Annotated in this window: 25 protein-coding genes and 1 other RNA gene; 14 read left to right on the top strand and 12 right to left on the bottom strand. The window is 66.4% G+C overall.

The genetic code is table 11. The features are described 5' to 3' along the window. Positions 1–31 precede the first annotated feature (31 nt). Together DFR49_RS09130 and ssrA are read right to left on the bottom strand one after the other, a co-directional pair. Positions 32–1,618, bottom strand: a complete 1,587-nt coding sequence (locus DFR49_RS09130; protein ID WP_119036327.1) for an MFS transporter — start codon at positions 1,616–1,618, stop codon at positions 32–34. A gap of 477 nt (positions 1,619–2,095) precedes the next feature. Next, positions 2,096–2,440: a transfer-messenger RNA gene (gene ssrA / locus DFR49_RS09135) on the bottom strand. A 56-nt stretch (positions 2,441–2,496) separates the two neighbouring features. On the opposite strand from ssrA, the gene DFR49_RS09140 reads away from it, so the two are divergent. Beyond that, a complete protein-coding gene (locus tag DFR49_RS09140) occupies positions 2,497–2,928 on the top strand; it encodes an RrF2 family transcriptional regulator (protein WP_119035471.1) in 432 nt (143 codons plus the stop codon). 24 nt (positions 2,929–2,952) lie between these two features. Here DFR49_RS09140 and mscL read toward each other — a convergent pair whose 3' ends face one another. Continuing rightward, entirely contained in the window at positions 2,953–3,396 is a 444-nt protein-coding gene (mscL, locus tag DFR49_RS09145) for a large conductance mechanosensitive channel protein MscL (protein WP_119036328.1), read from the bottom strand. 94 nt (positions 3,397–3,490) lie between these two features. On the opposite strand from mscL, the gene DFR49_RS09150 reads away from it, so the two are divergent. The 5 genes from DFR49_RS09150 to DFR49_RS09170 are packed head-to-tail and all read left to right on the top strand — an operon-like array spanning position 3,491 to position 6,598. Further along, positions 3,491–4,084: a LemA family protein gene (locus DFR49_RS09150; protein WP_119035472.1), complete on the top strand. Its 594-nt coding sequence runs from the start codon at positions 3,491–3,493 to the stop codon at positions 4,082–4,084. A gap of 26 nt (positions 4,085–4,110) precedes the next feature. Next, positions 4,111–4,605 (top strand): TPM domain-containing protein, encoded by a 495-nt coding sequence (locus tag DFR49_RS09155; RefSeq protein WP_281271773.1) that lies wholly within the window; start codon positions 4,111–4,113, stop codon positions 4,603–4,605. Further along, the gene (locus tag DFR49_RS09160; protein ID WP_119035474.1) at positions 4,602–5,402 is read left to right on the top strand and encodes a TPM domain-containing protein; all 801 of its coding nucleotides are present in this window, start codon (positions 4,602–4,604) and stop codon (positions 5,400–5,402) included. The genes DFR49_RS09155 and DFR49_RS09160 overlap by 4 nt, the downstream gene beginning before the upstream one ends. Further along, a complete protein-coding gene (locus DFR49_RS09165; protein WP_119035475.1) occupies positions 5,403–6,083 on the top strand; it encodes a TPM domain-containing protein in 681 nt (226 codons plus the stop codon). Next, positions 6,080–6,598, top strand: a complete 519-nt coding sequence (locus DFR49_RS09170; protein ID WP_119035476.1) for an NUDIX hydrolase — start codon at positions 6,080–6,082, stop codon at positions 6,596–6,598. The genes DFR49_RS09165 and DFR49_RS09170 overlap by 4 nt, the downstream gene beginning before the upstream one ends. A gap of 3 nt (positions 6,599–6,601) precedes the next feature. Here the strand turns inward: DFR49_RS09170 and DFR49_RS09175 are convergent, their stop codons facing one another. Together DFR49_RS09175 and hrpB are read right to left on the bottom strand one after the other, a co-directional pair. Continuing rightward, entirely contained in the window at positions 6,602–6,883 is a 282-nt protein-coding gene (locus tag DFR49_RS09175; protein ID WP_119035477.1) for an ETC complex I subunit, read from the bottom strand. A gap of 25 nt (positions 6,884–6,908) precedes the next feature. Continuing rightward, a complete protein-coding gene (hrpB, locus tag DFR49_RS09180) occupies positions 6,909–9,431 on the bottom strand; it encodes an ATP-dependent helicase HrpB (protein ID WP_119035478.1) in 2,523 nt (840 codons plus the stop codon). A 326-nt stretch (positions 9,432–9,757) separates the two neighbouring features. On the opposite strand from hrpB, the gene ligA reads away from it, so the two are divergent. Further along, on the top strand, positions 9,758–11,833 hold the full coding sequence (ligA, locus tag DFR49_RS09185) for an NAD-dependent DNA ligase LigA (protein ID WP_119035479.1): 2,076 nt from the start codon (positions 9,758–9,760) through the stop codon (positions 11,831–11,833). A 165-nt stretch (positions 11,834–11,998) separates the two neighbouring features. Next, a complete protein-coding gene (locus DFR49_RS09190; protein ID WP_425454930.1) occupies positions 11,999–14,470 on the top strand; it encodes a TonB-dependent receptor in 2,472 nt (823 codons plus the stop codon). 66 nt (positions 14,471–14,536) lie between these two features. On the opposite strand, the gene DFR49_RS09195 is transcribed toward DFR49_RS09190, so the two are convergent. The 3 genes from DFR49_RS09195 to DFR49_RS09205 are packed head-to-tail and all read right to left on the bottom strand — an operon-like array spanning position 14,537 to position 18,724. Then, positions 14,537–15,886: a PepSY-associated TM helix domain-containing protein gene (locus DFR49_RS09195; protein WP_119035481.1), complete on the bottom strand. Its 1,350-nt coding sequence runs from the start codon at positions 15,884–15,886 to the stop codon at positions 14,537–14,539. After that, on the bottom strand, positions 15,883–18,207 hold the full coding sequence (locus DFR49_RS09200) for a TonB-dependent receptor (RefSeq protein WP_119035482.1): 2,325 nt from the start codon (positions 18,205–18,207) through the stop codon (positions 15,883–15,885). Before DFR49_RS09200 ends, DFR49_RS09195 begins: the two co-directional genes overlap by 4 nt. 52 nt (positions 18,208–18,259) lie before the next feature. Further along, complete coding sequence (locus DFR49_RS09205; RefSeq protein WP_119036329.1) at positions 18,260–18,724, bottom strand: hypothetical protein; 465 nt, start codon at positions 18,722–18,724, stop codon at positions 18,260–18,262. Positions 18,725–18,836: 112 nt separating this feature from the next. Between DFR49_RS09205 and DFR49_RS09210 the strand changes: the two genes are divergently transcribed. After that, positions 18,837–19,973: a sensor histidine kinase gene (locus DFR49_RS09210; RefSeq protein WP_119035483.1), complete on the top strand. Its 1,137-nt coding sequence runs from the start codon at positions 18,837–18,839 to the stop codon at positions 19,971–19,973. After that, the gene (locus DFR49_RS09215) at positions 19,970–20,767 is read left to right on the top strand and encodes a LytR/AlgR family response regulator transcription factor (RefSeq protein WP_119035484.1); all 798 of its coding nucleotides are present in this window, start codon (positions 19,970–19,972) and stop codon (positions 20,765–20,767) included. Before DFR49_RS09210 ends, DFR49_RS09215 begins: the two co-directional genes overlap by 4 nt. A 169-nt stretch (positions 20,768–20,936) precedes the next feature. On the opposite strand, the gene DFR49_RS09220 is transcribed toward DFR49_RS09215, so the two are convergent. After that, on the bottom strand, positions 20,937–21,209 hold the full coding sequence (locus DFR49_RS09220) for a hypothetical protein (RefSeq protein WP_119035485.1): 273 nt from the start codon (positions 21,207–21,209) through the stop codon (positions 20,937–20,939). Between the two features lie 322 nt (positions 21,210–21,531). On the opposite strand from DFR49_RS09220, the gene DFR49_RS09225 reads away from it, so the two are divergent. Further along, positions 21,532–22,296, top strand: a complete 765-nt coding sequence (locus tag DFR49_RS09225) for an isocitrate lyase/PEP mutase family protein (protein WP_119036330.1) — start codon at positions 21,532–21,534, stop codon at positions 22,294–22,296. Positions 22,297–22,347: 51 nt separating this feature from the next. Here the strand turns inward: DFR49_RS09225 and DFR49_RS09230 are convergent, their stop codons facing one another. After that, entirely contained in the window at positions 22,348–22,623 is a 276-nt protein-coding gene (locus DFR49_RS09230) for a DUF3297 family protein (RefSeq protein WP_119035486.1), read from the bottom strand. Between the two features lie 265 nt (positions 22,624–22,888). Then, a complete protein-coding gene (locus DFR49_RS09235) occupies positions 22,889–23,269 on the bottom strand; it encodes a hypothetical protein (protein ID WP_119035487.1) in 381 nt (126 codons plus the stop codon). A gap of 160 nt (positions 23,270–23,429) precedes the next feature. Between DFR49_RS09235 and DFR49_RS09240 the strand changes: the two genes are divergently transcribed. From DFR49_RS09240 to DFR49_RS09250, 3 genes are all read left to right on the top strand, one after another. After that, entirely contained in the window at positions 23,430–23,840 is a 411-nt protein-coding gene (locus DFR49_RS09240; RefSeq protein ID WP_119035488.1) for an EVE domain-containing protein, read from the top strand. A gap of 108 nt (positions 23,841–23,948) precedes the next feature. Beyond that, complete coding sequence (locus tag DFR49_RS09245) at positions 23,949–24,485, top strand: DUF2975 domain-containing protein (RefSeq protein ID WP_119035489.1); 537 nt, start codon at positions 23,949–23,951, stop codon at positions 24,483–24,485. Beyond that, positions 24,485–24,709 carry a helix-turn-helix domain-containing protein gene (locus DFR49_RS09250; RefSeq protein ID WP_119035490.1) on the top strand — a complete coding sequence of 75 codons (225 nt, stop codon included), beginning with the start codon at positions 24,485–24,487 and terminating at the stop codon, positions 24,707–24,709. Before DFR49_RS09245 ends, DFR49_RS09250 begins: the two co-directional genes overlap by 1 nt. A 2-nt stretch (positions 24,710–24,711) precedes the next feature. On the opposite strand, the gene DFR49_RS09255 is transcribed toward DFR49_RS09250, so the two are convergent. Further along, the gene (locus DFR49_RS09255) at positions 24,712–25,122 is read right to left on the bottom strand and encodes a DUF805 domain-containing protein (RefSeq protein ID WP_119035491.1); all 411 of its coding nucleotides are present in this window, start codon (positions 25,120–25,122) and stop codon (positions 24,712–24,714) included. Positions 25,123–25,140 lie beyond the last annotated feature (18 nt).

Here is a 25,140-nt window from a genome sequence, read left to right on the forward strand (position 1 = left end):
CGCCACACCCGGCGACGGAGAACCGGTACGCTCACGCCGCCGCGTGCTGGCCCTCGTCGTCAAGCTCGCGCAGGTCGCGCCCCAGCGTCTCGCGGCCGAACCACGCGACCAGCACCAGCGCCGCCATTGTCGGCACGATGATGAGCCCCGCCACCACCGTCATCGTCGGCACCAGCGCGGTGATGGCCAGCCCCTGCGCGATCAGGCCGCCCGTCTTGGTGCACGCCGCGACCCAGCCGGTCGCGCGGCCGCGCACGCGCAGCGGAAAACTCTCGGCGGTATAGGGCAGGATGACCGCCAGCAGCCCGTTCGATCCGACGATCAGCAGCGCGACCGGCAGCACCGGGCCGCCGCCGCCCGACAGTTCGAGCCACATCACGCCGAGCAATCCGGCAATGGTGACGCCAAGCGTCGCGACGAGCGACCATTTGGTGCTCCACCGGCTGTAGATCAGCGCCGCGAGAAAGACCGTGGGAAACGAGATCAGCGCCGATTCGGCGAGCAGGCGGCTGCTGGCGCCCACCGAATAGCCCTTTTCGATCAGGTCGGCGGGAAGCCACAGCAACAGCCCGAAGCTGATGAAGCCCCACGACAGCCCGCCGATGCTGAGCCCGGCGAGCTTGCCGATCAGATGGCGGCCGGTGAGCGGCGAATGCGCGATCCCGCGCGCCGCGGCTCTGGGGGTTTCCTCCACGATCCGTCGCGCCACCGCGCCGAAACGGCGCATCACCGCCTCGGCTTCGTGTTCACGCCCCCGCGAGATCAGGAACTTGGCCGATTCGGGAATGTACCCGCCGAGCATCACGAGGAGCAAACCGGTCGGCAGATTGACGAGCCACAGGATGCGCCAGCCGAAGATCGGCTGGAGCAGCGCCGAAACCCCGCTCGCCGCGAGATAACCGCCCAGCGCACCAAGGCCGCCGACGAGTACGAGGCTCCACCCGCGATGACGGCTCGGCATCATCTCGGCGAGCAAGGCATAAGCGACGGGCAGCATCCCGCCGGCCGCGGCGCCCATCATGAAACACATGCCCACATTCCATGCCAGGCTGGGCATCGCACCGCAGATCGATGTGCCGACGAACATCACCGCCGACAGCAGGATCGACGCGCGCCGGCCATAGATATCGGCGACGATCCCCCACAGCACCGAACCGACAACGGTTCCCACCAGCGCCGAGAAAGCGATCAACGACGCGGTTTCGCGCGAGACCCGGTATTCGACCGCCATCCCCGGCACGACGAAGCCCAGCGCCGCCGGCTTCATCACGTCGACCACCAGCGCGATCACGAGCACGGTCATCAATTTCCAGTGCGGCGCGCCCAGCACGGCATCTTCGGGCGCGGAAATGGTGATATCGGCCACCGCTCCGCGATGCGCGACGAAATTGCGCGGCAATAGGCCGTAAGCGGCGACGAAGACCCCGGCGACGATCAGGAACATGCCGATCAGCATCGGCGTGTCCATCGGCATCCCGGCCATGTGATAGCCCATCGACCGCGACATCAGGAACATCGGCAGGTGCAGCAGCACCCCCGCCGTCACCGCGACGCAGCCGAGGACGAAGGCCCAGAGCGCCTGCCGGTCGGACAAGGTACTGCGCAATCCCGATGTCATCGAATCCCCCACTTCTCCGGCCGGCTTATAGCCAGCCGAAGCGATAACGCTATCATCCCGCGCCGACGCGCTGTTCCGCAAGCCGCATTTCGGATGAAATGACGCCGCTCTGTCGCATCGGCGATCGAGGATGCGCCGATTCGCGCGCCGTACGGGCGCGGCGACGACCTGCGCGGGACTTCAACTTGGCGACTATCCCTTTTCATCCACCCCCCGGCGAAGGCCGGGGTCCAGCATCGGGCGGCTCGTAACTGGACCCCGGCCTTCGCCGGGGTGGGAAGAAGGGGGCATTTCGGCGCTTACCTATCCGAAGGGGATAGTCGCCTAATACTTTGCGGGAACCTTGTGGGAGAGCGGGCGGAAGAGCGCCAAGGGTTCCGGCGATGCGCAGCATCGTTGGAATGGCGCTGGAGGGCGGTGCCGCCTCATGCAAGGAGGTCCAGGGGGTTCTGTTGCCCGGCCCCCCTGGCGGCCGCTGGAATCCGCTTCTGTTGCCCGGTGCGGTCCAACCGCGCTTTTGTCGTTCTAACCTAGACCGTGAGGTCTTGGGTTAGGCCGCAATCGCGAGCGCCTCGTTATCGTTGGCACTTGTGTTATGGGCCGTCGCGGTGGTCCCATTCCGGGCGAAAACAGCGCTTTTCAACACACGTCGATCCTGGTTCGGCCCCGTCAGTTGGCCCCGCGAGCAGGAGAGCCATCTGGTGGAGCCGCCGGGTACTGCCCCCGGGTCCGCTGCGCCTATTGTACGCCGCAGTTTATCGCCATAGCCGGCCCGAAAGCCGGCACCCCCTATATAGGCGCGTGGGCCTGAAAGAAAAGCCGCCTTACGCCGCCCCCTGCGCCCTCGAAGCGCCATAATGCGGGCTCATAGCCCGATCATGTTGACGCAGCGTTCTCGTTACGCGCTCCGCGCGATGCTCTATCTTGCTCAGACACCTGCCGGCGGCCCGCCGATCGCGATGCACCGCATCGCCTCGCACGCCAACGTGCCGCGCAAATTCCTCGAGCTTATCCTCGCCGACCTGCGCGACGCCGGCTTGCTCGTCAGCCGGCGCGGCAAACTGGGTGGCTATCATCTGTCCAAGCCCACCCACCTCGTGTCGCTGGGCGAGATCATCCGCATCATCGAAGGCCCGCTGGCGCTGGTGCCGTGCGTCAGCCGCACCGCCTACCGGCGCTGCAAGGATTGCGAGGACGAAGCGACGTGCGCGATCCGCCACGCGATGATGCGCGTGCGCGACGAAACCGCGCGCATCCTCGACGGCACCAGCCTTGCGGACGCCACCGCCGAGGATCTGGCGGCGGCCTGACGCGCAGGCCGCCGGCCGGAACGCTTACTGGCCCCCGCGCTGCGCCTTCAGTTCGTCGCGGATTTCGCGCAGCAGCACGACATCGGCGGGATCAGCCGCAGGCGCCTCGTCCTTCTCGAAACGCGCCATCGCCTTGTTCGCGTAGCGCACGAGCAGGAAGATGATGAACGCGAGGATCAGGAAGTTGATCGTCACGGTGATGAACTCGCCATAGCCGAACAGCGGCACGCCGGCTTCCTTGAGCGCGGCGTAATTGGTGGGCGAGCCCGCATAGCTTTCGGGGATCGGCCCGAGGCGGATGAAATAGCTCGAAAAGTCGAACCCGCCGAACAGCCAGCCGACCACGGGCATGATGACATCGTCGGTCAGCGACTTGGTAATCGTCGCGAACGCGCCGCCGATGATCACCGCGATCGCCAGATCGAGCACGTTGCCACGCATCACGAATGCCTTGAATTCGCTCAACATCCTGAAATCTCCCTTGACGAACACCGATTTCGGTTTCGCCTTGTAGCGCGCTTCGCCTAGAATAAGGAAGCAAGGGACTGGAGGAGGAAAGCGCATGAAATACCGTGCCGGAATCGTGCTCGCCGCGGCGATGACCGTGAGCGCCTGCGGGATCAATTCGGTCCCGACAGCAGAAGAGAACGTCAACGCGCGCTGGGCCGACGTCCAGGCCGATTACCAGCGGCGTGCCAATCTGATCCCCAACCTCGTCAACACGGTGAAGGCTTCGGTCGCCGCCGAGGACAAGATCCTGACCGACGTCGTCAACGCGCGCGCCAAGGCGACCGCGATCCAGGTCAATGCCGAGGATCTCTCCGACCCCGCCAAGATGCAGCAATTCGCCGCCGCGCAGGGCCAGTTGGGAGGCACGCTGAGCCGTCTGCTCGCGACCGTCGAGGCCTATCCCGAGGTCAAGAGCCAGACCAATTTCACGACGCTGATGAGCCAGCTCGAAGGCACCGAGAACCGCATCACGATCGCGATCCGCGATTATAACGGCGCGGTGCAGGAATATAACACCCGCATCCGCACCTTCCCCGACGCAGTCGGCGCCAAGATATTCTACGGCGCCAAGCCCAAGGTGCCCTATCAGGCGACGACGCCGGGCGCCGAAAACGCGCCGACGGTCGATTTCGGGAACCTGAGCTGATCGTCAAGGCGGCCCTCTTCCTGATCATCTGCGTCGTATCGTCCGGATGCGACAGCGGCGCTGCGCCGGCATCGTCCGAAGCGACACCGGCGTATCCGTTTCCGGCGCTCACCGGGCGCGTCGTCGATGCCGCCGACCTTCTGCCCCCACAGCAGGAGGCGAGGCTGAGCGACCGGTTGAAGGCCGTCGAGGTTCGCAGCCGACATCAGGTTGTCGTCGTTACCGTGCCATCGCTCGGCGGGCATACGATCGAGGATTACGGGCTGCATCTCGGCCGGACCTGGGGTATCGGCCGCAAGGATTACAACGACGGCGTCCTCCTGATCGTCGCGCCGAACGAACGCAAGGTGCGGATCGAAGTCGGCTACGGCCTCGAAAAGGCGCTGACCGACGACGAGGCGGCCGCCATCATCGACGACGACATCCTTCCCGCCTTCCGCAAGGGAACCATGCCCGAAGGCATCGAGGCAGGCGCCTCGGGAATCATCCGCGAAATCGCGCCGGAGGCTAACGCGTCATGAAGTGGCTGTATCTCATCCTGCTCGGCGTCCTGCTGTCGTGTACAGGCACGTTCGCCCACGCGCAGACCTTTCCCGCGCTGTCGGGCCGGGTGGTCGATACCGCCGATCTGCTCGATCCCGCACAGGAAGCGCAGCTCACCCAGCTCTCCGAACAGATCGAACAAGCCTCGTCGCGGCAGTTCGTGGTCGCGACGGTGCCCGACCTGCAAGGCTATCCGATCGAGGATTACGGCTACAAACTCGGCCGCGCATGGAAGATCGGGCAGGAAGGCGCCAATAACGGCATCCTCCTGCTGGTCGCGCCCAACGAGCGCAAGGTGCGCATCGAGGTCGGCTATGGGCTCGAGCCGATCATGACCGACGCGCTGTCGAGCGTCATCATCAACCAAGCCATCCTGCCGCGATTCCGCGACGGCGATATGGCGGGCGGGATCATCGCGGGCGCCGATGCGATCGGCGAGCAGATGAAGCTGCCGCTCGAAGCCGCCGAGCAGCGCGCGCAACAAGTGGTGAACGAGCGGGGCGACAGCGACGACGGCGGCGGCTTCTTCGTCGCGATCTTCTGGATGTGCATCCTGTTCTTCGTCATCTTCCCCACAATCTTCGGCCACGCCCGCGGACGACGCCATCGCGGCGGGCTCGGCTCGGTCTGGGTTTGGGGACCGATACTCAGCGGCTTGAGCAACGGCAGTTCGAGCGGCGGATCGAGCTGGGGCGGCTTTTCGGGCGGCGGCGGTGGCGGTTTTTCCGGCGGAGGCGGTTCGTTTGGAGGCGGCGGCGCCTCGGGGGGCTGGTAGATGCGCGTCAACCGATTGACCGAAGCGGAGCACACCCGCGTCACCGAAGCGGTGCGTGCGGCCGAGCACGGCACCGACGGCGAGATCGTGACGATCGTCACCGCGCGCTCGGACGCCTATCACGATATCGCACTGCATTACGCGATCGGCACGATGTTGCTCGTCGTCGCCCTCGCAGCGTTGTGTCCTGCCGCGCTGGAAGCCAGGATCGCCTGGTTCTCGGGCGGCTGGGCCAGCGAGCCCCAGCCCGGCCGCAGCTTCTTCGCGCTGATGCTGATCGAGGCGACCGTGTTCCTCATCGTGCGCTATGTATTGACCTGGCGCCGATTGCGCATGGCGCTCACGCCCAAGGCGACGCGGTCGCGACGCGTGCGGCGGCGCGCGGTCGAATATTTCAGGGTCGGTGCCGAACGGCGCACCGTGGCGCGGATCGGCATTCTGCTCTACCTCTCGCTCGACGAGCGGCGCGCCGAGATCGTCGCCGACGAGGCGATCCACGGCAAGGTAGCCGCCGAGCGCTGGGGCGACGCGATGGCAGCGCTGGTCGATGAGGTTCGCGCCGGACGACCCGGCGAGGGCATGGCGGCGGCAGTAGCGCAGATCGGCGCGATCCTGGCGGAGACCTTCCCCAAGACCGAGACCGACACCAACGAACTTCCCGATCGGCTGATCGAATTGTGAGCACCGATCCCGTCGAGACCGTCTGGCAGGGCGAATTCATCGCCGCCAAGCGCCAGGGCAAGTGGGAATATGCGGCGCGCGCCCGCGGCATCCAGGCGGCGGTGATCCTCGCTATCGACGCAGGCGACGTGATCCTGGTCGAGCAATACCGCGTGCCGCTGGGAAAGAAATGCCTCGAACTACCCGCCGGGCTGGTGGGCGACGAAACCGCGGACGAGGCGCCCGAGGCTTCCGCGGCGCGGGAACTGGAGGAGGAAACCGGCTACCGCGCCGGGGAAATCGAAAACCTCGGCTTTTTCTATGCGTCGCCCGGCATGGTCTCGGAAGGGTTCACGTTGGTGCGAGCACACGGGCTGACCAAGGTCGGGGCGGGCGGCGGCGACGGCGACGAGCAGATCACCGTCCACCGCGTGCCGCTGGCCACCATCGCCGATTTCGTGGCCACGAAGCGCGCCGAGGGGCTGGCGATCGACGTCAAGCTGCTGTTGCTGCTGTCGCCGTCGATCCTCGGCTGAACCTCAGCGGAAATTGTCGGCATAGGCCTGGAGCTTGAGCGTCTTCGCGGGCGCGGGCGTCACCGTGAAGGGCAGCCCCTCGCGCTCAGCATAGGCCTTGGCCGCTTCCAGGCTCGCGAAGCTCAATCGTACCTGCTCGCGCGTGTCGCCCGATCCGGCCCAGCCGGTGAGCGGATCGGCACGCTTCGCTTCGCCCGGCTCGAACTCGACCACCCAGCGATCGGTACGCGCCTTGCCCGACTGCATCGCGTTCTTGGGGCGTTGATAAATCCTGACGCTCGGCATGATGGCTCCTTGTTCGATCGCGGCATTAGCGCGGTTTTCCGTCGCGTGCATCCGCCTTTTTGGTCCTGAGCGTCGCCGAGGCCGAGACGGGGTCGTCGGGCCAGGGGTGCCGGGGGTAGCGCCCGCGCATCTCCCTGGCGACCGCCACCCAGCTTCCGGCCCAGAAACCCGGCAGATCGCGCGTGGTCTGGATCGGGCGTCCCGCAGGCGAGGTGAGACTGAGGACCAGCGGCACACGCCCGCCGCCGACGGTCGGGTGCGTCGCGAGCCCGAACAGCGCCTGCACGCGCAATTCGACGCGCGGGCCGCCTTCGGCGCCATAATCGATCGCGTGGATACTCCCGGCGGGGGCGTCGAAGCGGACAGGCGCCAGTCGGTCGATCGCCTGCATCGCCTCCCAGCCGATGATCCCGCGCAGCGCATCGGTGAGCGCACCGGGCTCGATCTGGTCGAGCCGGCGCTTGCCGGTGAGCAAGGGGCCAAGCCACTGATCGGCGCGATCGAGCAGCGAGGCATCGTCGAGCGCGAGATCGGCGCCGCCATGATCGGCGGCGAAATGCGCACGCTCGCGCAGCGCCAGCGCGGCGTCGCTCCACGGGAGAAGATCGAGGCCGTGCGTGCGGATGCCGCCGAGTAGCGCCGCGGCGATGGCATCGGGATCGGCGTCGCCATCGGGGCCGCTGGCAAGCCGGATCGCGCCGAGCCGACGTTCACGCAGCGCCTTCACCCCGCCCGTCGCGGGATCGAAGGCGGCAGTGCGGCGGGTCTCGATCCGGTCACCGAACAGCGCCTCGACCGTCGCGGCGTCGATCGGCGCGGCGGAGAGGATGCGCGCGCCTGCGGCCATCCCCTGCGTTTCGGCGACCGCGAGCCAATCGTGACGGGCGAGCGATAGGGTGGGATCGAGGCGGAACCCCCTGCCACCGACCGACGCCCAGGTCTCGCCCGAAGAATCGCGGCGGCGCGCGACACGATCGGGAAAAGCGAGGGCGATCGTCACCCCCACCTCGTCATCCCCGCGGAAGCGGGAACCCGGTTCCTGCGGATCGGATTCGGTGCGGCGGTCGGGAGATGGGTCCCCGCTTTCGCGGGGATGACGCAACAAGGATGTCCATCGTTTCGCCAGCCCCCGCCCCGCCTCGGCGCGCTTGCCTTTTTCGGTGCGCCAGCGGCGCAGACGGGTGTCGAGATCGGGGTCAGCGCCGCCAAGCCCGCGTTCGCCGAGCAATACGGCGACCTCGGCGGCGGTGCGCGCGAACCCGAGATCGGCGGCGGCGACGAGCATATGACCAAGGCGCGGCGGCAGCGGGAGTGTGGCGATTGCGCGACCGTGCGCGGTCGGGCGGCCCTGGGCGTCGAGCGCACCCAGCGTCGCGAGGCGAGTGCGCGCCTCGGCGATCGCGGCTTCGGGCGGGGGATCGGTCCAGTGGAGAACGCGTGGGTCGGCAACGCCCCAGAGCGCGCAATCGAGCGTCAGCGCCGACAAATCGGCTTCGAGGATCTCGGGCGGATCGAAACGCGGCAGCCCCGCCGTCGCGGCTTCCTCCCACAATCGGTACGCGATTCCCGGTGCCTGCCGCGCGGCGCGACCGGCGCGCTGGGTGACCGCCGCCTGGCTCGCGCGTTCGGTGACGAGGCGCGTCATCCCCGCCGCGCGATCGTAGCGGGGGCGCCGCGCCAACCCCGAATCGACCACGATACGGATACCGTCGAGCGTCAGGCTGGTCTCGGCGATCGCGGTCGCCAGTACCACCTTGCGGGTGGCGGGATCGGGCGCGATCGCGGCGCGCTGCGCGGCGGGATCGAGGCTGCCGTGGAGCTTGTGGAGAACCACGCCCTGCCCCAGCCCGTCGAGTCGTTCGGCGGTGCGCTCGATCTCGGCGACGCCGGGCAGGAAGGCGAGCACCCCGCCCTCCCCCTCCGCCAGCGCGATGCGGACGGCGGCGGCGACCGCCTCTTCGATCCGTGCTTCGGCACGACGGCCGAGATAGCGCAGTTCAAGCAGGAACGAACGGCCCTCGCTCTCGATCACCGGGCAGTCGCCCATCAACGCGGCGAAGCGCGCACCGTCTAGCGTCGCCGACATCGCGATGAGCCGCAGATCGGGCCGAAGCGAGCCTTGCGCGTCGAGCGCGAGCGCGAGGCCGAAATCGCTGTCGAGGCTGCGTTCGTGGACCTCGTCGAACAGCACCGCCGAGACGCCGGCAAGCTCGGGATCGGCCTGGATGCGGTTGGCGAAAATGCCTTCGGTGACGACCGTGACACGCGTTTTCGCCGAGCGCTTCGTATCCATTCGCGTCGCGTAACCGAAGGTCTCGCCGACGCGCTCGCCCGCCTGTGCGGCCATCCGCTCGGCCGCGGCGCGCGCAGCGAGACGTCGCGGGCTGAGCAGCAGGATTTCGCCGGTGCACCAATTCTCGTCGAGCAACGCGGGCGCCACCGCGGTCGTCTTGCCCGCGCCCGGCGGCGCCACCAGCACGGCGTTCGCGCCCGCGTGCAAGGCCGCGAGCAGATCGGGCAGAACGGCGTGGATGGGCAGGTCGGTCATGGGTGAAGTGGAGAAAGTGGAGAGTGTCGCGCGGTTCTGCCGGGGATACGCAAGATTTCCGAGATCCAGCAACAGACGAGGATTGGCGAGCGTGGTGTCACGCACCCTTTGTGGCATGAATCACCCTTTGTAGGACAGAGGGTGAACGGATTGCGTCGGGCGGCGCGCAACTGGACCCCGGCCTTCGCCGGGGTGGGAAGAAGGGGACAATTCGGCGTTTAGGGTCAGGACCCTACGTATCCGAAGGGGATCGTCGCCGGTCACAACATAAGACCGAACCGTTCAAGCAGCTTGATCACCCTTTCTCGCTTGCGTAGCGCTTGCGCATGGCCTCCCTGCCCAAAACCGACGAAGACGCCGCCGCCGAACTCGCACGGCTCGCGACCGAGATCGCGCGCCACAGCGCGCTCTATCATACCGACGACGCGCCCGAGATTTCGGACGCCGATTATGACGCGCTCGTCCGCCGCAACAGCGCGATCGAACAAGCGTTTCCACACCTGGTCCGCGCCGATTCGCCGAGCCGGCTGGTGGGCGCGGCGCCCGCGGGGCACCTTGCCAAAGTGCCGCACGCACGGCCGATGATGAGCCTCGACAACGCCTTTTCGGACGAGGAGGTCGAGGAATTCGCCGCACGGGTGCGTCGGTTCCTGCGGCTGGCCGACGACGAGAGGGTGGCATTGGTCGCCGAACCCAAGATCGACGGGCTTTCCTGTTCGCTGCGCTACGAGCACGGCCGGCTGGTACAGGCGCTGACGCGGGGCGACGGGCGGGTCGGCGAGGACGTGACCGCCAATGTCCTGACGATCGGCGATATTCCGCGCACGCTGCCGGCGGACGCGCCCGAATTGTTCGAGGTGCGCGGCGAGGTCTATATGGACAAGGCCGCGTTCGCCGCGTTGAACGCGCGGCTGCTCGCCGAGGCCGAGGCGGCGGGCGATGCGGGCAAGGCGCGGCAGTTCGCCAATCCGCGCAACGCCGCCGCGGGATCGCTGCGCCAGAAGGACGCGACCGTCACCGCGGCGCGCCCGTTGCGCTTCCTCGCGCATGGCTGGGGCGAGACCAGTGCCCTGCCGGGCGACACGCAGACCCGGGCCATCGAGGCGATCGGGCGCTGGGGGTTTCCGGTCGCCGACGCGCTGCGCCGCGTCGAGAGCGTGGCGGCAGCGCTGGCGGTCTACAAGCAGATCGAGGCGGCGCGCGCCGACCTGCCGTTCGATATCGACGGCGTCGTCTACAAGGTCGACCGGCTCGACTGGCAGGCGCGGCTGGGGCAGGTTGCCAAGGCCCCACGCTGGGCGATCGCGCACAAATTCCCCGCCGAGCGCGCGCAGACGACGCTGGAACGGATCGACATCCAGGTCGGGCGGACGGGCAAGCTGACGCCCGTCGCGCGGCTCGAGCCCGTCACGGTGGGCGGCGTCGTCGTGACCAACGCGACGCTGCACAATGCCGACGAGATCGCGCGGCTGGGCGTGCGGCCGGGCGACCGCGTCGTCATCCAGCGCGCGGGCGACGTCATCCCGCAGATCGTCGAGAACCTCACGCGCGACGTGGAACGGCCCGAATGGTGCTTCCCGAGCGTCTGCCCCGATTGCGGATCGGACGCGGTGGCCGGCGACGGCGAAGTCGATATCCGCTGCACCGGCGGGCTGATCTGCCCCGCACAGCGCGTCGAGCGGCTGCGCCATTTCGTCAGCCGCGGCGCGATGGACATCGAGGGGCTGGGCCTGAAGCAGATCGAGGATTTCTTCCACGACGGGCTGATCCACACCCCCGCCGACATCTTCCGGCTGACCGAGGCCGAATTGCTGCCGCGCAAGAAGGACGGCAAGGTGTGGGCGGCCAACCTGCTGGCGGCGATCGAGGCGAAACGCACGCCCGATCCGGTGCGCTTCCTGTTCGGGCTTGGCATCCGCCACGTCGGCGCGATCACCGCGCGCGATCTGCTGAAGGCGTTCGGCACGGTCGAGGCCATCGCCGGGGTCGCCACGCGCGCCGCCGCCGAACCCGAGGCGCGCGGCGAGATCGAGTCGGTCGAAGGCGTCGGCCCCGTGGTCGCCGAGGCGCTGGTCGATTTCTTCGCCGAGGAGCATAATCGCGCAGCGTGGGACGACCTGCTTTCGGTCACCCACCCCCTGCCCTTCGCCCAGGAAACCCGCGAGTCGGAAGTGTCGGGCAAGACATTGGTGTTCACCGGCAGCCTCGAGACCCTGAGTCGCGACGAGGCGAAGGCGCAGGCCGAGACGCTGGGCGCGCGGGTTGCCGGATCGGTCTCCGCCAAGACCGACCTCGTGATCGCGGGGCCGGGCGCGGGATCGAAGCTCAAGAAGGCCGCCGACCTCGGGATTCGGGTGATCGACGAGGCTGAATGGGCCGCGATCGTGGCCGCCGCGCGGTGATGCTTTTTTGCAACGCAATATAACTCTGTGGCGATCTGGCCCCAAGCTCGGTTGACTGTCACCCAAAGGAAATATTTGGGAGGCAGGGGCGCTCGTGACGCCGGGCAATAAGAACCCGCCACTTTAGGACCCTCACATCTCAATCTCCTCAGGGGAATGATTCACATGCGTATGACCTTTCTCACCGGCGTGGCCTTTGCCGCGCTGACCCTTCCGGGCGCGGCCTATGCCCAGTCGACCGGATCGGTGGACTTCGACAACGAGATCGTCGTCACCGGCGAGCGCGTCGGCGATGTCGGCGGCGTTCAGGTGCCGGAGACCACGAAGGCCAAGGCCGTGCTGACGCAGGAATTCATCAAGCGCCAGGTGCCGGGCCAGACGGTCGACGACATCATCAACATGCTGCCGGGCGTCAGCTTCCAGAACAACGATCCGTTCGGATCGGCGGGCGGCACGCTCACCATCCGCGGCTTCGACAACAGCCGCATCTCGCAGACCTTCGACGGCGTTCCGCTCAACGATTCGGGCAATTACGCGCTCTATTCGAACCAGCAGCTCGACCCCGAGCTGATCGAGCAGGTCAACGTCAACCTGGGCTCGACCGACGTCGACAGCCCGACCGCCGCGGCCTCGGGATCGACCGTCAACTACCGCACGCGCAACCCGTTCGACGAGTTCGGCGCGCGGTTGCAGGGTTCGGTCGGCGATTACAGCTTCTTCCGCATCTTCGGCGCGGTCGATACCGGCGTGTTCACGCCGTGGGGCACCAAGGCGTTCTTCTCGGCCAGCCATGCCGAGAACGACAATGTGTTCAACGACCACGGCAAGATCGACAAGCAGCAGTATAACGCCAAGGTCTATCAGCCGCTCGGCGACAACGGCGACTTCATTTCGATCGCGGGCCATTACAACGAGAACCGCAACAACTTCTTCGGCTCGGTCGGCCTGCGCAACGATCGCGCCGTGACCGGCGGCTTTCCGCAGACCAAGGACGAGCGCTTCTACGAGGTTGGCCGCTGCCAGATCGACACGCCCGAGCCGGGCGTCGCGGATGCCCCCAATTCGTGCGGCACCTCGTTCGACTATCGTTTCAACCCGTCGAATACGGGCAACATCCGCGTCAATTCACGCTTCACGCTGGCCGACGGCCTCGTCCTGACGGTCGATCCGAGCTACCAATACGTCAAGGCGAACGGCGGCGGCACGACCACCGGCTATGAATATAGCCGCGACGTCGACGGCACCCCGCTGTTCGGCTATATCGGCGGCAAGCCCTATACCGGTGTCGATCTCAACGGCGACGGCGATCTGCTCGACGCGGTCACGATCCTTCAGCCGAGCCAGACGCAGACGCACCGCTACGGCGTGATCGCTTCGCTGCGCTACGACCTGTCGGACACGCAGAGCGTGCGCGTCGCGTACAGCTACGATCGCGCGCGGCATCGCCAGACCGGCCGGATCGGCCTGCTCCAGGCGAACGGCAATCCGTTCGACGTCTTCCCGATCAACGATCCGGTGATCGCGGCGGACGGCTTCGCACCCAGCAAGCGTGACCGCCTGTCCTACGCGACCCTGCATCAGGTGTCGGGCGAGTATCGCGGTTCGTTCTTCGCCGATGCGCTGATGATCAACGCCGGTGTCCGCGCGCCGTTCTTCAAGCGCGATCTGAGCAATTACTGCTTCACCACCAGCGCGAGCGGTTTCGTCGACTGCTTCGGCCGGGACAACGATGCCGCCAACGCAGCCTATGCGGCCGCCAATGCGGGCGTGCAGGGACCGCAGCAGCGCGTGCTCAAGTACGACAAGGTGCTGCCGAACGTCGGCTTCACCTACAACTTCACCCCCGTCGTGAGCATGTTCGCGAACTATTCGAAGGGGTTGCAGGTGCCTGGCACCGACAATCTGTATAACAGCTTCTTCTTCGCACCCAACAGCGATGCCGCGCATCCGAACCCGGAGACGACCGACAATTTCGATCTCGGCGTGCGCTACACGTCGAGCAAGGTGCAGGCGCAGGTCAGCGGCTGGTACACGATCTTCAATAACCGGCTGGCATCGGCTTACGACCCCGTCACCGACCGGACGATCTATCGGAACCTGGGCCGCGTCGACAAATACGGCATCGACGGCAGCATCGCCTACGCGCCGATCCCCGAGGTCCAGCTCTACGTCTTCGGCTCGTACATGAAGTCCAAGATCAAGGACAATGTGCTGGTCGACACCGACACCAGCGGCAACCCGATCTATGCGATGACCGCGGGCAAGCGTGAATCGGGCGCGCCGGTCTATACGATGGGCGGTCGCGCCTCGGGCCAGCTTGGGCCACTCGAACTGGGTGTCCAGGCCAAGCGGACGGGACCGCGCTACGTCAACGACCAGAACCTGCCGATCACGATCGGCGGCGCGCAGGTCTATGGCGCCAAGGTGCCGGCCTATACGCTGGTCGATCTCGACGCCCGCCTGCCGCTCGACTGGGCGGGGCTCAACGACAAGACCTTCCTCCAGCTCAACCTGTCCAACGTCTTCGACGAACTCTATGTCGGCGGCTTCAGTGGCGGGTTGCCGGCGGACAACGCACCGTTCGTCCAGATCGGTTCGCCGCGCACCTTCATCGCGACGATCAACTTCCAGATCTGAGCATAGCGACACACCCGAGAAACAGCCGCCCCCGGAACCATCCGGGGGCGGCTTTTCTTTTGGCGGTCAGGCGGGGGCGAGGCCGAGCCAGCGGCGCGGGCCGGGCACCCACCGCAACAGCGTCCGTTCGAGCACCAGCACCACGATCAGCGTCGCGCCGAACAGCGGCAGGGCGAGGCCGATCAGGAGGATCCCGCCGATCAGCGCCCAGCCGAAGCGCGGGCGGGTCAGCGGCAAGGGAGCGCCGAGCAGCCCGCCGGGACGACGGCGCCACCACATTACCGCGCCCGAGACGGCGAGCACCACCAGCAGCAGCGCGGTGAGCGTGCCCGCGATCTGGTTGGCGATGCCGAAATACGCGCCTTCGTGGATCGCGATGCCGTAACCGACCACGCGATCGATCCAGTGGCGCTGCGCGAAGTCCTTGCGCGCGAGCACGCCACCGCTGCCCCCATCGACAACCAATTGCGTGCGTAGCGGCCGGTTGGCCGCCTCCGACGTCACCGTCCAGCCCGCCGCGCCCGCCTCGGGCGGGGCAACCATCACCGGGGCGGCGAGATCGAGCGGGCGGACCGCGGCGATCACCCGCGCCAGATCGCCGGGCCGCGGCGCGGCGTGCGCCATCGTCATGCCTTGATGCTCGGCGTGTGGCCCCAGCATCGGATCGGCGACCGGTGGCACGGGCCTGGCGCCGCCGATCGTCCAGTCGATCGGGCCGTCGGTGGTGCCCGTCAATGTGCGGATTTCGGCGAAATAGCTGCCCCATGCCTGAGCCCAGGGTAGCCCCGTCACGATCAGGAAGCACGCCGCGAGCGATACCCAGATGCCGGTGACGGCGTGCAGATCGCGCCAGAACGCGCGGCCTCCCCGCGTGAGGCGGGGGTAGAGCACGCCCGCAAGGCCGCGACGCCCGCGCGGCCACCACAGGTAGAGGCCGGTCAGCAGCATCACTAACGCCCAGCACGCCGCGGTCTCGACGAAGAAGCTGCCGAGCGGCCCCGCGAGCAATTCGCCGTGGAGGTGGAAGACGAGCCGGAGCGGCCGCTGCTCCTCGACGGCGACCTTGAGCACCCGCGTCGTGGCGGGGTCCACATAGGCACGCTGCTCGATGCCGTGCTTTCCGATCAGGATCTGCACCGCCTGATCCGGGGAATCGGGAAGCTGGTATTTGTGCAGGCTGGCGCCGGGCACCGCCCCGAGCGCGGCGACGACCTGCGCGTCAGGGGCGGCGGACGGCGCGCCCGCGGCGACATGGGCATAGGGCCGATCGAGCCACGCCTCAATCTGCGGCCCCCAGGTGTAGATCGTGCCCGTCAACGCGAGCCAGATCACGAACGGAATGCAGAACAGCCCGGCATAGAAATGCCAGCGCCAGACCGCATTGTACCAGCGCGTGCCGGGGGCGTGGACGCTCATAGCTTCACCCCCGCTTCGACCACGAAGGTGCGCTGCGGATAGGGATGATAGACCCAGGCGCGATCGTTGGTGAGATTGTTGACGCCGCCCGAAATCCGCAACCGATCGGTCACGTCGAGATTGGCCTTGAGATCGAGCGCGAACAATTCCGACGTATAGCCGTAGGTGTCGCCGCGCAGCAGCCCGTCGAGATCGGTGTTGGGCCGGCTCGCATAGCGCAGGCCGACCACGCCTTGCAGCGTCGGCGACACACGCCAGCGCAGATTGCCGTTCAGGCGCCAGCGCGGGATACGCGGGAACTGGACGCCTTCGGAGGCGGGATCGGCGTGGTTTGTCGCGGTGATCGCATCGATCCAGGCGGCGTTGGCGTCGATATCGAGGCCCTCGACCGGCCAATCGCGCGCCTCGGCGATCAGCTCGGCGCCATATTGCCGCGTGGCATCGATATTCTTGAAGCTCGAGGTCGAAACGCCGTTCTGGTTGAACCCGATGAAGCTGAAGATGGCATCCTTCACACGCTGATAGAAGACGCTGCCCGTCAGCGTGACCGGGCCGATGGCGTGGCGCAGCAGCAGGTTCGCGTCGCGGCTCTTTTCGGGCTTGAGATCGGGATCGAAACTATCCTCGTTGAAGCTGCCGTCGCCGTCGAGTGAACCCTGGAACAGCTCACCCACGGTCGGAAAGCGCGTCGCGGTGGCGAGGCTGAGTTCGGCGACCCAATCGCCCGCGAAGGCATGGCGCAGCGAGAATTTGGGGCTGAAGGCCGATTGCGCGCGCGCGGCGTAAAGTTGCGTGGCGTATCCGGCCCCTGCCCTGCCCGTCAGCCCGCCGTCATAGGCGCGCCACCAATCGTGCCGGGCGCCCAGCGTGAGCAGCGTCTCCGGCCCGAGATCGATCGCGTCTTCGACGAACGCCCCGATCGTGCGCGTCCGGCCGAAGGTGCGCGTGCGCAGCGCGCCGCCGGTGGTAGCGCGCCAATCGGCGGTGTCGACCACGCGCTGATCGGTTTCGTAGAGATTCGAATTGACGCCGAAGGCGATGTCGTGCGCGCCGAAGCTGCGCGTGACGGTGAGATCGCCCGTATACCACCCGGTCGGCCCCTGATCGGTGCGCTGGCCCGCGCCGCCCGTAATGCCTGCCCGCCAGCCGTTCGAGGTTCGACTGGTCTGGTCGGCGAACCGCAGCGTCGAGAGGTTGGCGCGCACGGTGAAGCCGGCAACCGGGCCTTCGAGCCGTACCCCGGCAAGCCATTCGTCCTTGTCGGCGATGCCGAGCCGGAAGGTCGAGGCAGGGTCGAGCGTCCAGCTATGACCATTGATGCTGATGGCGCGTACGGCATTGCCATAGAAGGGATCGCCCTTGCCGTCGCGCAGATAGGTTTGCGGATGCAGCGTTTTTTCGCGGTTCCACCAATAAGCGACCAGCGCCTCGGCGTGGAACGCGCCGCGATCGTAGCGCAGTTGCGCGCGCGCCTGATCGTGGCGCGTCTCGACGGGCGAATAATCACCCACGACGGGCGCGACGATGCCGTCGGTGCCGCTTACCGGCACGCCCGCACGATCGATGATCGCCCCGGTTACCGGCGTGCCGGCGGCGGGATCGGCGTAAAGCGCGGGCGAATAGCCGGGCAGGTAGAATTGTTGCGGCTGGCCGGTGTTTTCGAGCCGCCGGAACGACACGCGCAGACCCCACGGGCTGCCCGCCTGTTTGAGCGCGAACCCGGTTTCCGCCGCATAGCCGTAATAGGTGTCGCGGGTGCCGTATTGCCGATAGGGCTGCGCAAAGCCCTGGAGTGTGGCGAAGGCCGAGGTCTCGGTGGGCGCGCGGGTGGTGATGTTGACGATGCCGCCCATCGAATTGCCCGGATAATGCGCCGAATAGGGACCGTAGACGACGTCGAATTGGGCAACCTCGCTTGGGCTGACGATCCCCCAGGCGGGCGGGTAGCTGAACGAGTTGCCGAGGAAATTCGACACCACGAAGCCGTCGACCATCACCAGGCTGCGCGCCGACTGGGTCGAGTGCGTGCCGCGAAAGCCCGGCACCGCATTGTTGTCGCCGATGAAACGCGTGCGGACGAAGAAATCGGGCGCGTATTTGATCAGATCCTCGGTGTTGAACGCGTTGACCCCGGCGAACTGATCGTCGCCGAGGCTGACCGACAGGCCACGCGGTTCGATGGTGATCGGCGCGCCCTTCTGGCCGACGACGAGGATGTCACGGCCGGAATCGGCAGACGTATCCTGCGCGGCAGCAGGGGCCGCGGCGAGCGCCGACAGCAGTACGAGCGCGCTCAAGGGCGCGCGATAACGGATATTCATGGAGTCTCCTCGCTCAACCAGCAGCGGGCACGCGGGAGGCGTGCCCGATCGGTCAGGCGAGGAGCGGCGGCCCTGTCGGCGGCGGCGGCGGCGCGGCGAGCCCGTGCCCGATCGCCACGGCCGCGCGTACGAGCGCGCGCGGCTGCGCCACGATGAAGGGAACCGTCGGCGCAAGCGCGAGATCGGGCAACGCCGCGGCGAGACCGAGGCCGGCGAAGGTGCAGGGGTGGCTGCCCTGATCGTAGGGCGACGGCTGATCGTGCGTCGCGCCGGGTATCGCCGCGCCGGCGTGATCCATGCCCGCGTGACCCATATTCATGCCGGCATGATCCGCGGCGGCCGCCATGCCGGCATCGACCGGCCCCATGCCCGTGCAGATCGTTATCCGCACCGCCCCGCTCGCATCGGTGACGGGCATCCAGCCTTCGGGCACGGCCATGCGCACCAGCACCGCGCAGGCGAACAGCGCGATCATCAGGTGGCGCTGGAACGCCGTAAGAGGCCGGAACGCCCGCATCGCCCGCGCCATGCCATTGCGGCGCACACACCGCAATCGGCCCGATTGTCCACCCGCCCGGTGCGCCTGCCCCTTCCCGCCGCCCGGCGAGCCGCTATATGCAGGCGTTGCGATGCGCGCTCCCCGCCCCATCCTTCCCGAGCTGAAGCCCGGTACGACGCCGGGAATCTTCTCGCGGCCGTTCTTCGAGGACAAGAACCGCGCCTTCTGGATGCTCCAGGGCGCGGGGTGGCTGGGCTATCTGCTGCTGCGCACCGTCGTCAGCATTTCCAACGGCTTCGACATCAAGATCGTCGTCAACACGGTGATCGAAGCGATCATCGGCTATTGCATCACGCTGCTGCTCTCGACGCTGTTCGGATTCTATCGCCGCCGATTGCCGCAGATCACGGGAATCCTGATCTCGCTGGCGACGCTGGCGGCGGCGACGGTGCTGTTCGCGGTGCTCGACGCGTTCAATTTCTCGCTGTCGAGCGACCAGCCCGGCGTAACGCTGACGCGCGCGGTGGGGACGACCTATATCGCGTTCATCTCATTAACCGGCTGGTCCGCGCTCTATTTCGGGATCAATTATTATCTGATCGTCGAGGATCAGATCGACCAGCTTTCCAAGCTCGAAATGCAGGCGTCGTCGGCGCAGCTCGCGATGCTGCGCTATCAGCTCAACCCGCATTTCCTGTTCAACACGCTCAATTCGATCTCCACCCTGGTGCTGCTCAAGCAGACCGAGCGGGCCAACGCGATGTTGAGCCGGCTGTCGTCGTTCCTGCGCTATACGCTGGCCAATGAGCCGACCGCGAACGTGACGCTGGCGCAGGAGGTGGAGACGCTCAAACTCTATCTCGAGATCGAAAAGATGCGGTTCGAGGAACGATTACGCCCGCGGTTCGATATTGACCCCAAGGTCGAGAAGGCACGGCTGCCGTCGTTGTTGCTGCAACCCTTGGTGGAGAATGCGATCAAATACGCCGTCACCCCCAAGGAGGAAGGCGCCGAAATCGTCGTCCAGGCGCGGCTGGCCGGAGACAGAGTGCAGATCACCGTGACCGACACCGGCCCGGGGTTGCGCGAAACGAAAACACGCCCAAGCCTTTCGACCGGGGTCGGGCTGGCCAATATCAGGGACAGACTGGCGCAGGCATTCGGGCCTGACCACCGATTTGAGACGCGATCGAACCGCGGGGGAGGGTTCGGGGTGGACATTGAAATTCCGTTCCAGCTCGAGGAACCGACGAGAGAGGCCGCATGACGATCAGAACGATTTTGGTGGATGACGAGTCGCTGGCGATCCAGGGACTGCAATTACGGCTCGAGAGCCATGACGACGTGGAGGTTATCGACACCTGCACCAACGGCCGCGAGGCGATCCGCTCGATCAAGACCAACAAGCCCGATCTCGTCTTCCTCGACATCCAGATGCCGGGTTTCGATGGCTTTTCGGTGGTTCAGGGCATGATGGAGGTCGAACCGCCGCTGTTCGTCTTCGTCACCGCGTATTCGGATCACGCGATCCGCGCGTTCGAGGCACAAGCGGTCGATTATCTGATGAAGCCGGTCGAGGAGGCGCGGCTTGCCGACACGCTCGATCGCGTCCGGCTGCGGCTTTCCGAGAAGCGCAACGTCGAAGAAATCGAGAAGCTCAAGGAAGTGCTCGCCGAGGTCGCCCCCGAAGCGGCGGAAAATATGAGCGATGGCGGCGAACTCGCGTCGAACCGCTTCGAGAAGCTGATCAACATCAAGGATCGCGGCCAGATCTTCCGGGTCGACGTCGATACGATCGAAAGCGTCGAGGCGGCGGGCGATTACATGTGCATCAAGACCGGCGACAACACGCTGATCCTGCGCGAAACGATGAAGGATCTGGAAAAGCGCCTCGATCCGCGCCGCTTCCAGCGCGTCCACCGCTCGACGATCGTCAACCTCGATCTCGTCCGGCAGGTGAAGCCGCACACCAATGGCGAATGCTTCCTGGTGCTCGATTCGGGTGCGCAGGTGAAGGTGAGCCGGTCGTATCGCGACGTGGTCGCGCGGTTCGTGCACTAGGATTTAAAGCGGCACCGGGCCGCGACAGAGAAAGAAGGCCGCACCCGCCCTCCCGATCAATCGGGCGACGGGCGCGGCAGGTTTGGGGCTCCACCACGGCGCGGCACATTGCGCCGATGGCGGAAATCTGGCGGACGAGGCGCAAGGGGGCCGCACCCGCCGGGCGCCGTCAGTCCTTGACGACGATGGTGACGCCCTTCTCCGCCCATTCGGCCTGGGTGTAGCAGACCGTCTTGGGCAGCGGCGATTTCTTCGACTTGTCGATCATCGTGCGGGGCATGCAAAGCTTGCTCGTCGCATCCTTGATCGCCGAGGCGGGGACGGTGATCGTGTGCTCGTCCTTGTCCTTCGCGATCGCCGCGGTGGGCAGCATGGCGGTGCCGAGAACGGCCGCAGCGCCGGCGAGAACGATCAGGCGGGCGGGAACCGAATGCTTGGACATGGAAATTCTCCTTGGACGCTGTGATATCTGAGGCGAGCAGGGGGCCGCCCGCAGCCGTGACACTGCATTAATGATGCCAAACACCGAAAGCCGCGGGCGGGCGTCCTCAATCGTCCGCGGGAGGCGGAAAAATCGCCGAATTATGGGGTTGAATGCGAACAACTGGGTACGATGCTGCTTTTCTGGTTTCGCGATGCTGTTCATAATCGGACACAATTGCCCGCTCTCGGCCAATCGCCACCGATCCTGATCGCAGGTTTCGGGACGGCGCAGGCGAAGAATGCTGTATCCTGGGCCAACACGACTCAGTGCTAGGAATATGATGACCGAGCCTTTCCAGACCTTCGCCGCGCTCCATGTGCCCGGGAACCCGCTGATCCTGTTCAACGTCTGGGATGCCGGCAGCGCGATCGCGGCGGAGCGTGCAGGCGCGAAGGCGATCGCGACCGGCAGCGCCTCAGTGGCGATGGCGCACGGGATGAAGGACGGGGAGAACCTGTCGATCAACGAGGCGCTCGCCAATGCACAGCGGATTGCGGGCGCGGTGCATCTGCCGGTCACGGTCGATTTCGAAGGCGGCTATGCGATCGACCCCGACGGCGTCGGCGCCAACCTCGCCCGGCTTGCCGCGACCGGCGCGATCGGCTGCAATTTTGAGGATCAGGTGGTGGGCGGCGACGGCCTGCACCCGGTGAATGCGCAGGCGAGGCGGATCGCGGCGGCGCGCGCGGCGGTGGGCGCCGATTTCTTCATCAACGCGCGCACCGACATCTTCCTCAAGGCCAAGCGCGAGACGCACGACGCGGCGATGATCGATAGCGCCATCGCGCGCGCCCATGCTTATGCCGAGGCGGGTGCGAGCGGCTTCTTCGTGCCGGGGCTCGGCGATCTGGCGCTGCTCGAGCGCGTCTGCCGTGCGTCACCGTTGCCGGTGAATTTCATGGCGTATCCGGGGGCGCCGTCGGCAACCGAGGTCGCGGGCGCGGGCGTTGCCCGCATCAGCCACGGGCCATTCCCTTATTATCTCGCGATCGAAGCGTTCGAGACCGCCGCCCGCGCAGCGTTCGGCACCAGCGCCGCCGCGTAGAACTTGTTCCACTTATGTGGCAGCGAGCCGACGCGCCCTCACGGACGTGCGTCAGTCGGCCGGCGTTTCGCCCTCGCCCGCCTTGCCGGCATCGAGGAACCATGCCTCGACCGGCCCCGACAGCTTGATCGTCAGCGGCTTGCCGCGGCGATCGACCTTCTTGCCCAGCGCGACGCGCACCCAGCCTTCGGACATCGAATATTCCTCGACATCGGTGCGTTCGACGCCCTTGAAGCGGATGCCGATGCCGCGCTCGAGCACGGTCTGGTCGAAATGCGGGCTTTCCGGATCGATCGCGAGCCGGTCGGGGGGCGAATCACTGTTCATGGCCTGGGCTTTTGACGCGAAAACGCCGCCGATGCCAGAGCCGGAGTCGGCGGCGTTCGCGTGGACCGGAGTCGGCGGCGTTCGCGTGGAGTTGTATGCGATCGGATTTTGAGTGTCCGTTTGGGGATGCGCCTTTCGGCGCATTGCGGCACCGGCCCACTCCCCCACCCGGCCACCCAATGCGATTATCCTATGGGTGGCCGGGTGGGGGAGCGGGCCGGTGCCGCCTCGGAAATCGCTCTTTCGCGATTTCCCGAACAGCCTCTTAGCGGCAGACGCGCACGCGGACGTGGCGGCCGTAATAGGGATCCCAGCGCCGCTGCGTGTAGCAACGCGGGCGATAATCGCGATAGCGGTACGAATAATAGCGCGGCGGCGGCGCGTAATAATCGCGATCATAATAGCCGCGATCGTCATAATAGCGGTCGTTATAATAGCGATTGTCGTAGCGATCGTTGTCGCTCGACGCGATCGCGGCACCGATGCCGAGGCCGATGATGCCGCCGACGAGCGCCGCCGCGGCCGCATCGTCGCCGCCGTGATGCCGATTGTGATGCCAACGCTGCGCCTCGGCGGGCGCCGCGACCGTCAACGCCGTGGCGCCGAGCGCGACAGCAAGTCCAGCCTTCTTCAAAATGGATTGCATGGGTGACCTCCGGTAAACGCCTAGAACTGGGAAGCACGCTGCGGCAAACAACGCACGTTTCCGTCCAGTGTTTCCTTGTGTATCGCAGGCGTGCTGAACTCGCCCGGAACGCGACGTTAAGCGCCGGTTTAACCACCCCACCCCCGAGGTAGAGGCACGAATGGCGTATTGGCTGATGAAATCCGAACCCGACGCTTATGGTTGGGACGACCTGGTACGCGACAACGGCACCGAATGGGACGGCGTGCGCAACAATGCGGCCGCGCTCAACCTGCGCAAGATGGCGGTCGGCGACCGCGCCTTCTTCTATCACAGCATGACCGACAAGGCCGCGGTCGGCGTGATGGAGATAGCGCGCACCGCGAAGAAGGACGGCGCCGAGGGAAATTGGGTCTCGGTCGCGGTCAAGCCCGTCGCGCCGCTGGAGCGGCCGGTGACGCTCGCCGAGATGAAGGCGACGCCTGCGCTGAAGGACATGGCGACGATCCGCCAATCACGGCTGTCGGTATCGCCGGTGACCGACGCCGAATGGGCCGCCATGATGGCTCTGGCGGAGAAATCCGGGGGTTAAGCCTTGCGATCAAGGCCGATATATCGATAATCGATAAAACCTCTTGACTCGATATCTGCTGCCGGAATATATCGTTTATCGATAATTCATTTATCGAGGAACGATGATATGTCGACGCAACCCGCACGACAGAACGACACGCTTTTGCTGGTCGCCGAATGGATGACATTGCTGCTGATGCTCCTTGTCGGCATCGCCATGATCGCACTTGCGATCGCCGGGATCGTGCTGTTCCTCGACCGCACGAACCAGTTCGCCGAGCCCGCCGCGCAGGCCGCAATGTCGGTCGCGGGATTTGCGGCGCTGGTCGTGCTCGGGATGGCGGGCGGGCTGGTGCTGCTGATGCTTGGGATACGCTTTCTGCAAACGATGCTCGAGATCATCAGATCGGTCGGCAAAGGCGATCCGTTCGTCTCCGCCAATGCCGCGCGGCTGCGGGCGATGGCGTGGCTGCTGCTGGCGATCCAGCTCGGCGGGCTGGCGCTCGGCATTTACGGCCAATGGCTCGGTAAATTCTCCGATTCGATCCACATCAAATCGGATTTCTCGATGTCGGGGCTGGTCGGCGTACTGGCGCTGTTCGTGCTGGCGCGGGTGTTCGCGCACGGCACCGCGATGCGCCGCGACCTGGAAGGGACGGTCTGATGCCGGTCATCGTCCGGCTCGACGACCTCCTCCACGACCGCCGGCTGACGCTTTCCGAGCTGGCGGACCGGGTGAGAATCACGCTCGCCAATCTGTCGATCCTCAAGACCGGCAAGGCGCGCGCGATCCGCTTCTCGACGCTCGAAGCGATCTGCCGCGAACTCGATTGCACGCCGGGCGACCTGCTCGATTATCGCGACGACGGCGATCCTGGCGCCGACTAGGGTCAGGAGAAGATATTGGCGAGCGTCTCCTCGGCATCCGGGCCGTCGGTTCGCGGATCGAAGCCGTATTCGTTCTCGCCCGACGTCCCCGGCAGCAGGCCGATGATGATCGTCGCGATCCAGCCGACATAAGGAATCGCGGTCGCCAGCGACCACCAGCCCGACCGATCCTGATCGTGGAGCCGCCGAATCTTGACCGCCCAGCTCGGCAAGACCCCTGCGATCAGGACGACAATGGCAACGAAGCCCCATACCGAATCGAATAGCGAGCGATCGTCCTGCACGCCTGCAAGCAGGGCGAGGACGATCAGCACGCTGTAGAAGGCCCCGTAAAAGGCGAAGAACTCGCCGCGCCGGGATCGACCCGCGAAATCGTTATAATGCCGCCACGGCCGGAGTATCGTTGCGAGCATGCGGTTCCCCCTTGAACA

This window comes from Hephaestia caeni (genome assembly GCF_003550065.1).
GTDB lineage: Bacteria > Pseudomonadota > Alphaproteobacteria > Sphingomonadales > Sphingomonadaceae > Sphingomonas > Sphingomonas caeni_A.

What these genes read in the sequence shown, in the direction of transcription:
- DFR49_RS09130 (WP_119036327.1), bottom strand. Translation starts at nt 1,618, where the DNA reads ATGACATCGGGATTGCGCAGTACCTTGTCCGACCGGCAGGCGCTCTGG.
- DFR49_RS09140 (WP_119035471.1), top strand. Translation starts at nt 2,497, where the DNA reads ATGTTGACGCAGCGTTCTCGTTACGCGCTCCGCGCGATGCTCTATCTT.
- mscL (WP_119036328.1), bottom strand. Translation starts at nt 3,396, where the DNA reads ATGTTGAGCGAATTCAAGGCATTCGTGATGCGTGGCAACGTGCTCGAT.
- DFR49_RS09150 (WP_119035472.1), top strand. Translation starts at nt 3,491, where the DNA reads ATGAAATACCGTGCCGGAATCGTGCTCGCCGCGGCGATGACCGTGAGC.
- DFR49_RS09160 (WP_119035474.1), top strand. Translation starts at nt 4,602, where the DNA reads ATGAAGTGGCTGTATCTCATCCTGCTCGGCGTCCTGCTGTCGTGTACA.
- DFR49_RS09165 (WP_119035475.1), top strand. Translation starts at nt 5,403, where the DNA reads ATGCGCGTCAACCGATTGACCGAAGCGGAGCACACCCGCGTCACCGAA.
- DFR49_RS09175 (WP_119035477.1), bottom strand. Translation starts at nt 6,883, where the DNA reads ATGCCGAGCGTCAGGATTTATCAACGCCCCAAGAACGCGATGCAGTCG.
- hrpB (WP_119035478.1), bottom strand. Translation starts at nt 9,431, where the DNA reads ATGACCGACCTGCCCATCCACGCCGTTCTGCCCGATCTGCTCGCGGCC.
- ligA (WP_119035479.1), top strand. Translation starts at nt 9,758, where the DNA reads ATGGCCTCCCTGCCCAAAACCGACGAAGACGCCGCCGCCGAACTCGCA.
- DFR49_RS09190 (WP_425454930.1), top strand. Translation starts at nt 11,999, where the DNA reads ATGCGTATGACCTTTCTCACCGGCGTGGCCTTTGCCGCGCTGACCCTT.
- DFR49_RS09195 (WP_119035481.1), bottom strand. Translation starts at nt 15,886, where the DNA reads ATGAGCGTCCACGCCCCCGGCACGCGCTGGTACAATGCGGTCTGGCGC.
- DFR49_RS09200 (WP_119035482.1), bottom strand. Translation starts at nt 18,207, where the DNA reads ATGAATATCCGTTATCGCGCGCCCTTGAGCGCGCTCGTACTGCTGTCG.
- DFR49_RS09205 (WP_119036329.1), bottom strand. Translation starts at nt 18,724, where the DNA reads ATGCGGGCGTTCCGGCCTCTTACGGCGTTCCAGCGCCACCTGATGATC.
- DFR49_RS09210 (WP_119035483.1), top strand. Translation starts at nt 18,837, where the DNA reads ATGCGCGCTCCCCGCCCCATCCTTCCCGAGCTGAAGCCCGGTACGACG.
- DFR49_RS09215 (WP_119035484.1), top strand. Translation starts at nt 19,970, where the DNA reads ATGACGATCAGAACGATTTTGGTGGATGACGAGTCGCTGGCGATCCAG.
- DFR49_RS09220 (WP_119035485.1), bottom strand. Translation starts at nt 21,209, where the DNA reads ATGTCCAAGCATTCGGTTCCCGCCCGCCTGATCGTTCTCGCCGGCGCT.
- DFR49_RS09225 (WP_119036330.1), top strand. Translation starts at nt 21,532, where the DNA reads ATGACCGAGCCTTTCCAGACCTTCGCCGCGCTCCATGTGCCCGGGAAC.
- DFR49_RS09230 (WP_119035486.1), bottom strand. Translation starts at nt 22,623, where the DNA reads ATGAACAGTGATTCGCCCCCCGACCGGCTCGCGATCGATCCGGAAAGC.
- DFR49_RS09235 (WP_119035487.1), bottom strand. Translation starts at nt 23,269, where the DNA reads ATGCAATCCATTTTGAAGAAGGCTGGACTTGCTGTCGCGCTCGGCGCC.
- DFR49_RS09240 (WP_119035488.1), top strand. Translation starts at nt 23,430, where the DNA reads ATGGCGTATTGGCTGATGAAATCCGAACCCGACGCTTATGGTTGGGAC.
- DFR49_RS09245 (WP_119035489.1), top strand. Translation starts at nt 23,949, where the DNA reads ATGTCGACGCAACCCGCACGACAGAACGACACGCTTTTGCTGGTCGCC.
- DFR49_RS09250 (WP_119035490.1), top strand. Translation starts at nt 24,485, where the DNA reads ATGCCGGTCATCGTCCGGCTCGACGACCTCCTCCACGACCGCCGGCTG.
- DFR49_RS09255 (WP_119035491.1), bottom strand. Translation starts at nt 25,122, where the DNA reads ATGCTCGCAACGATACTCCGGCCGTGGCGGCATTATAACGATTTCGCG.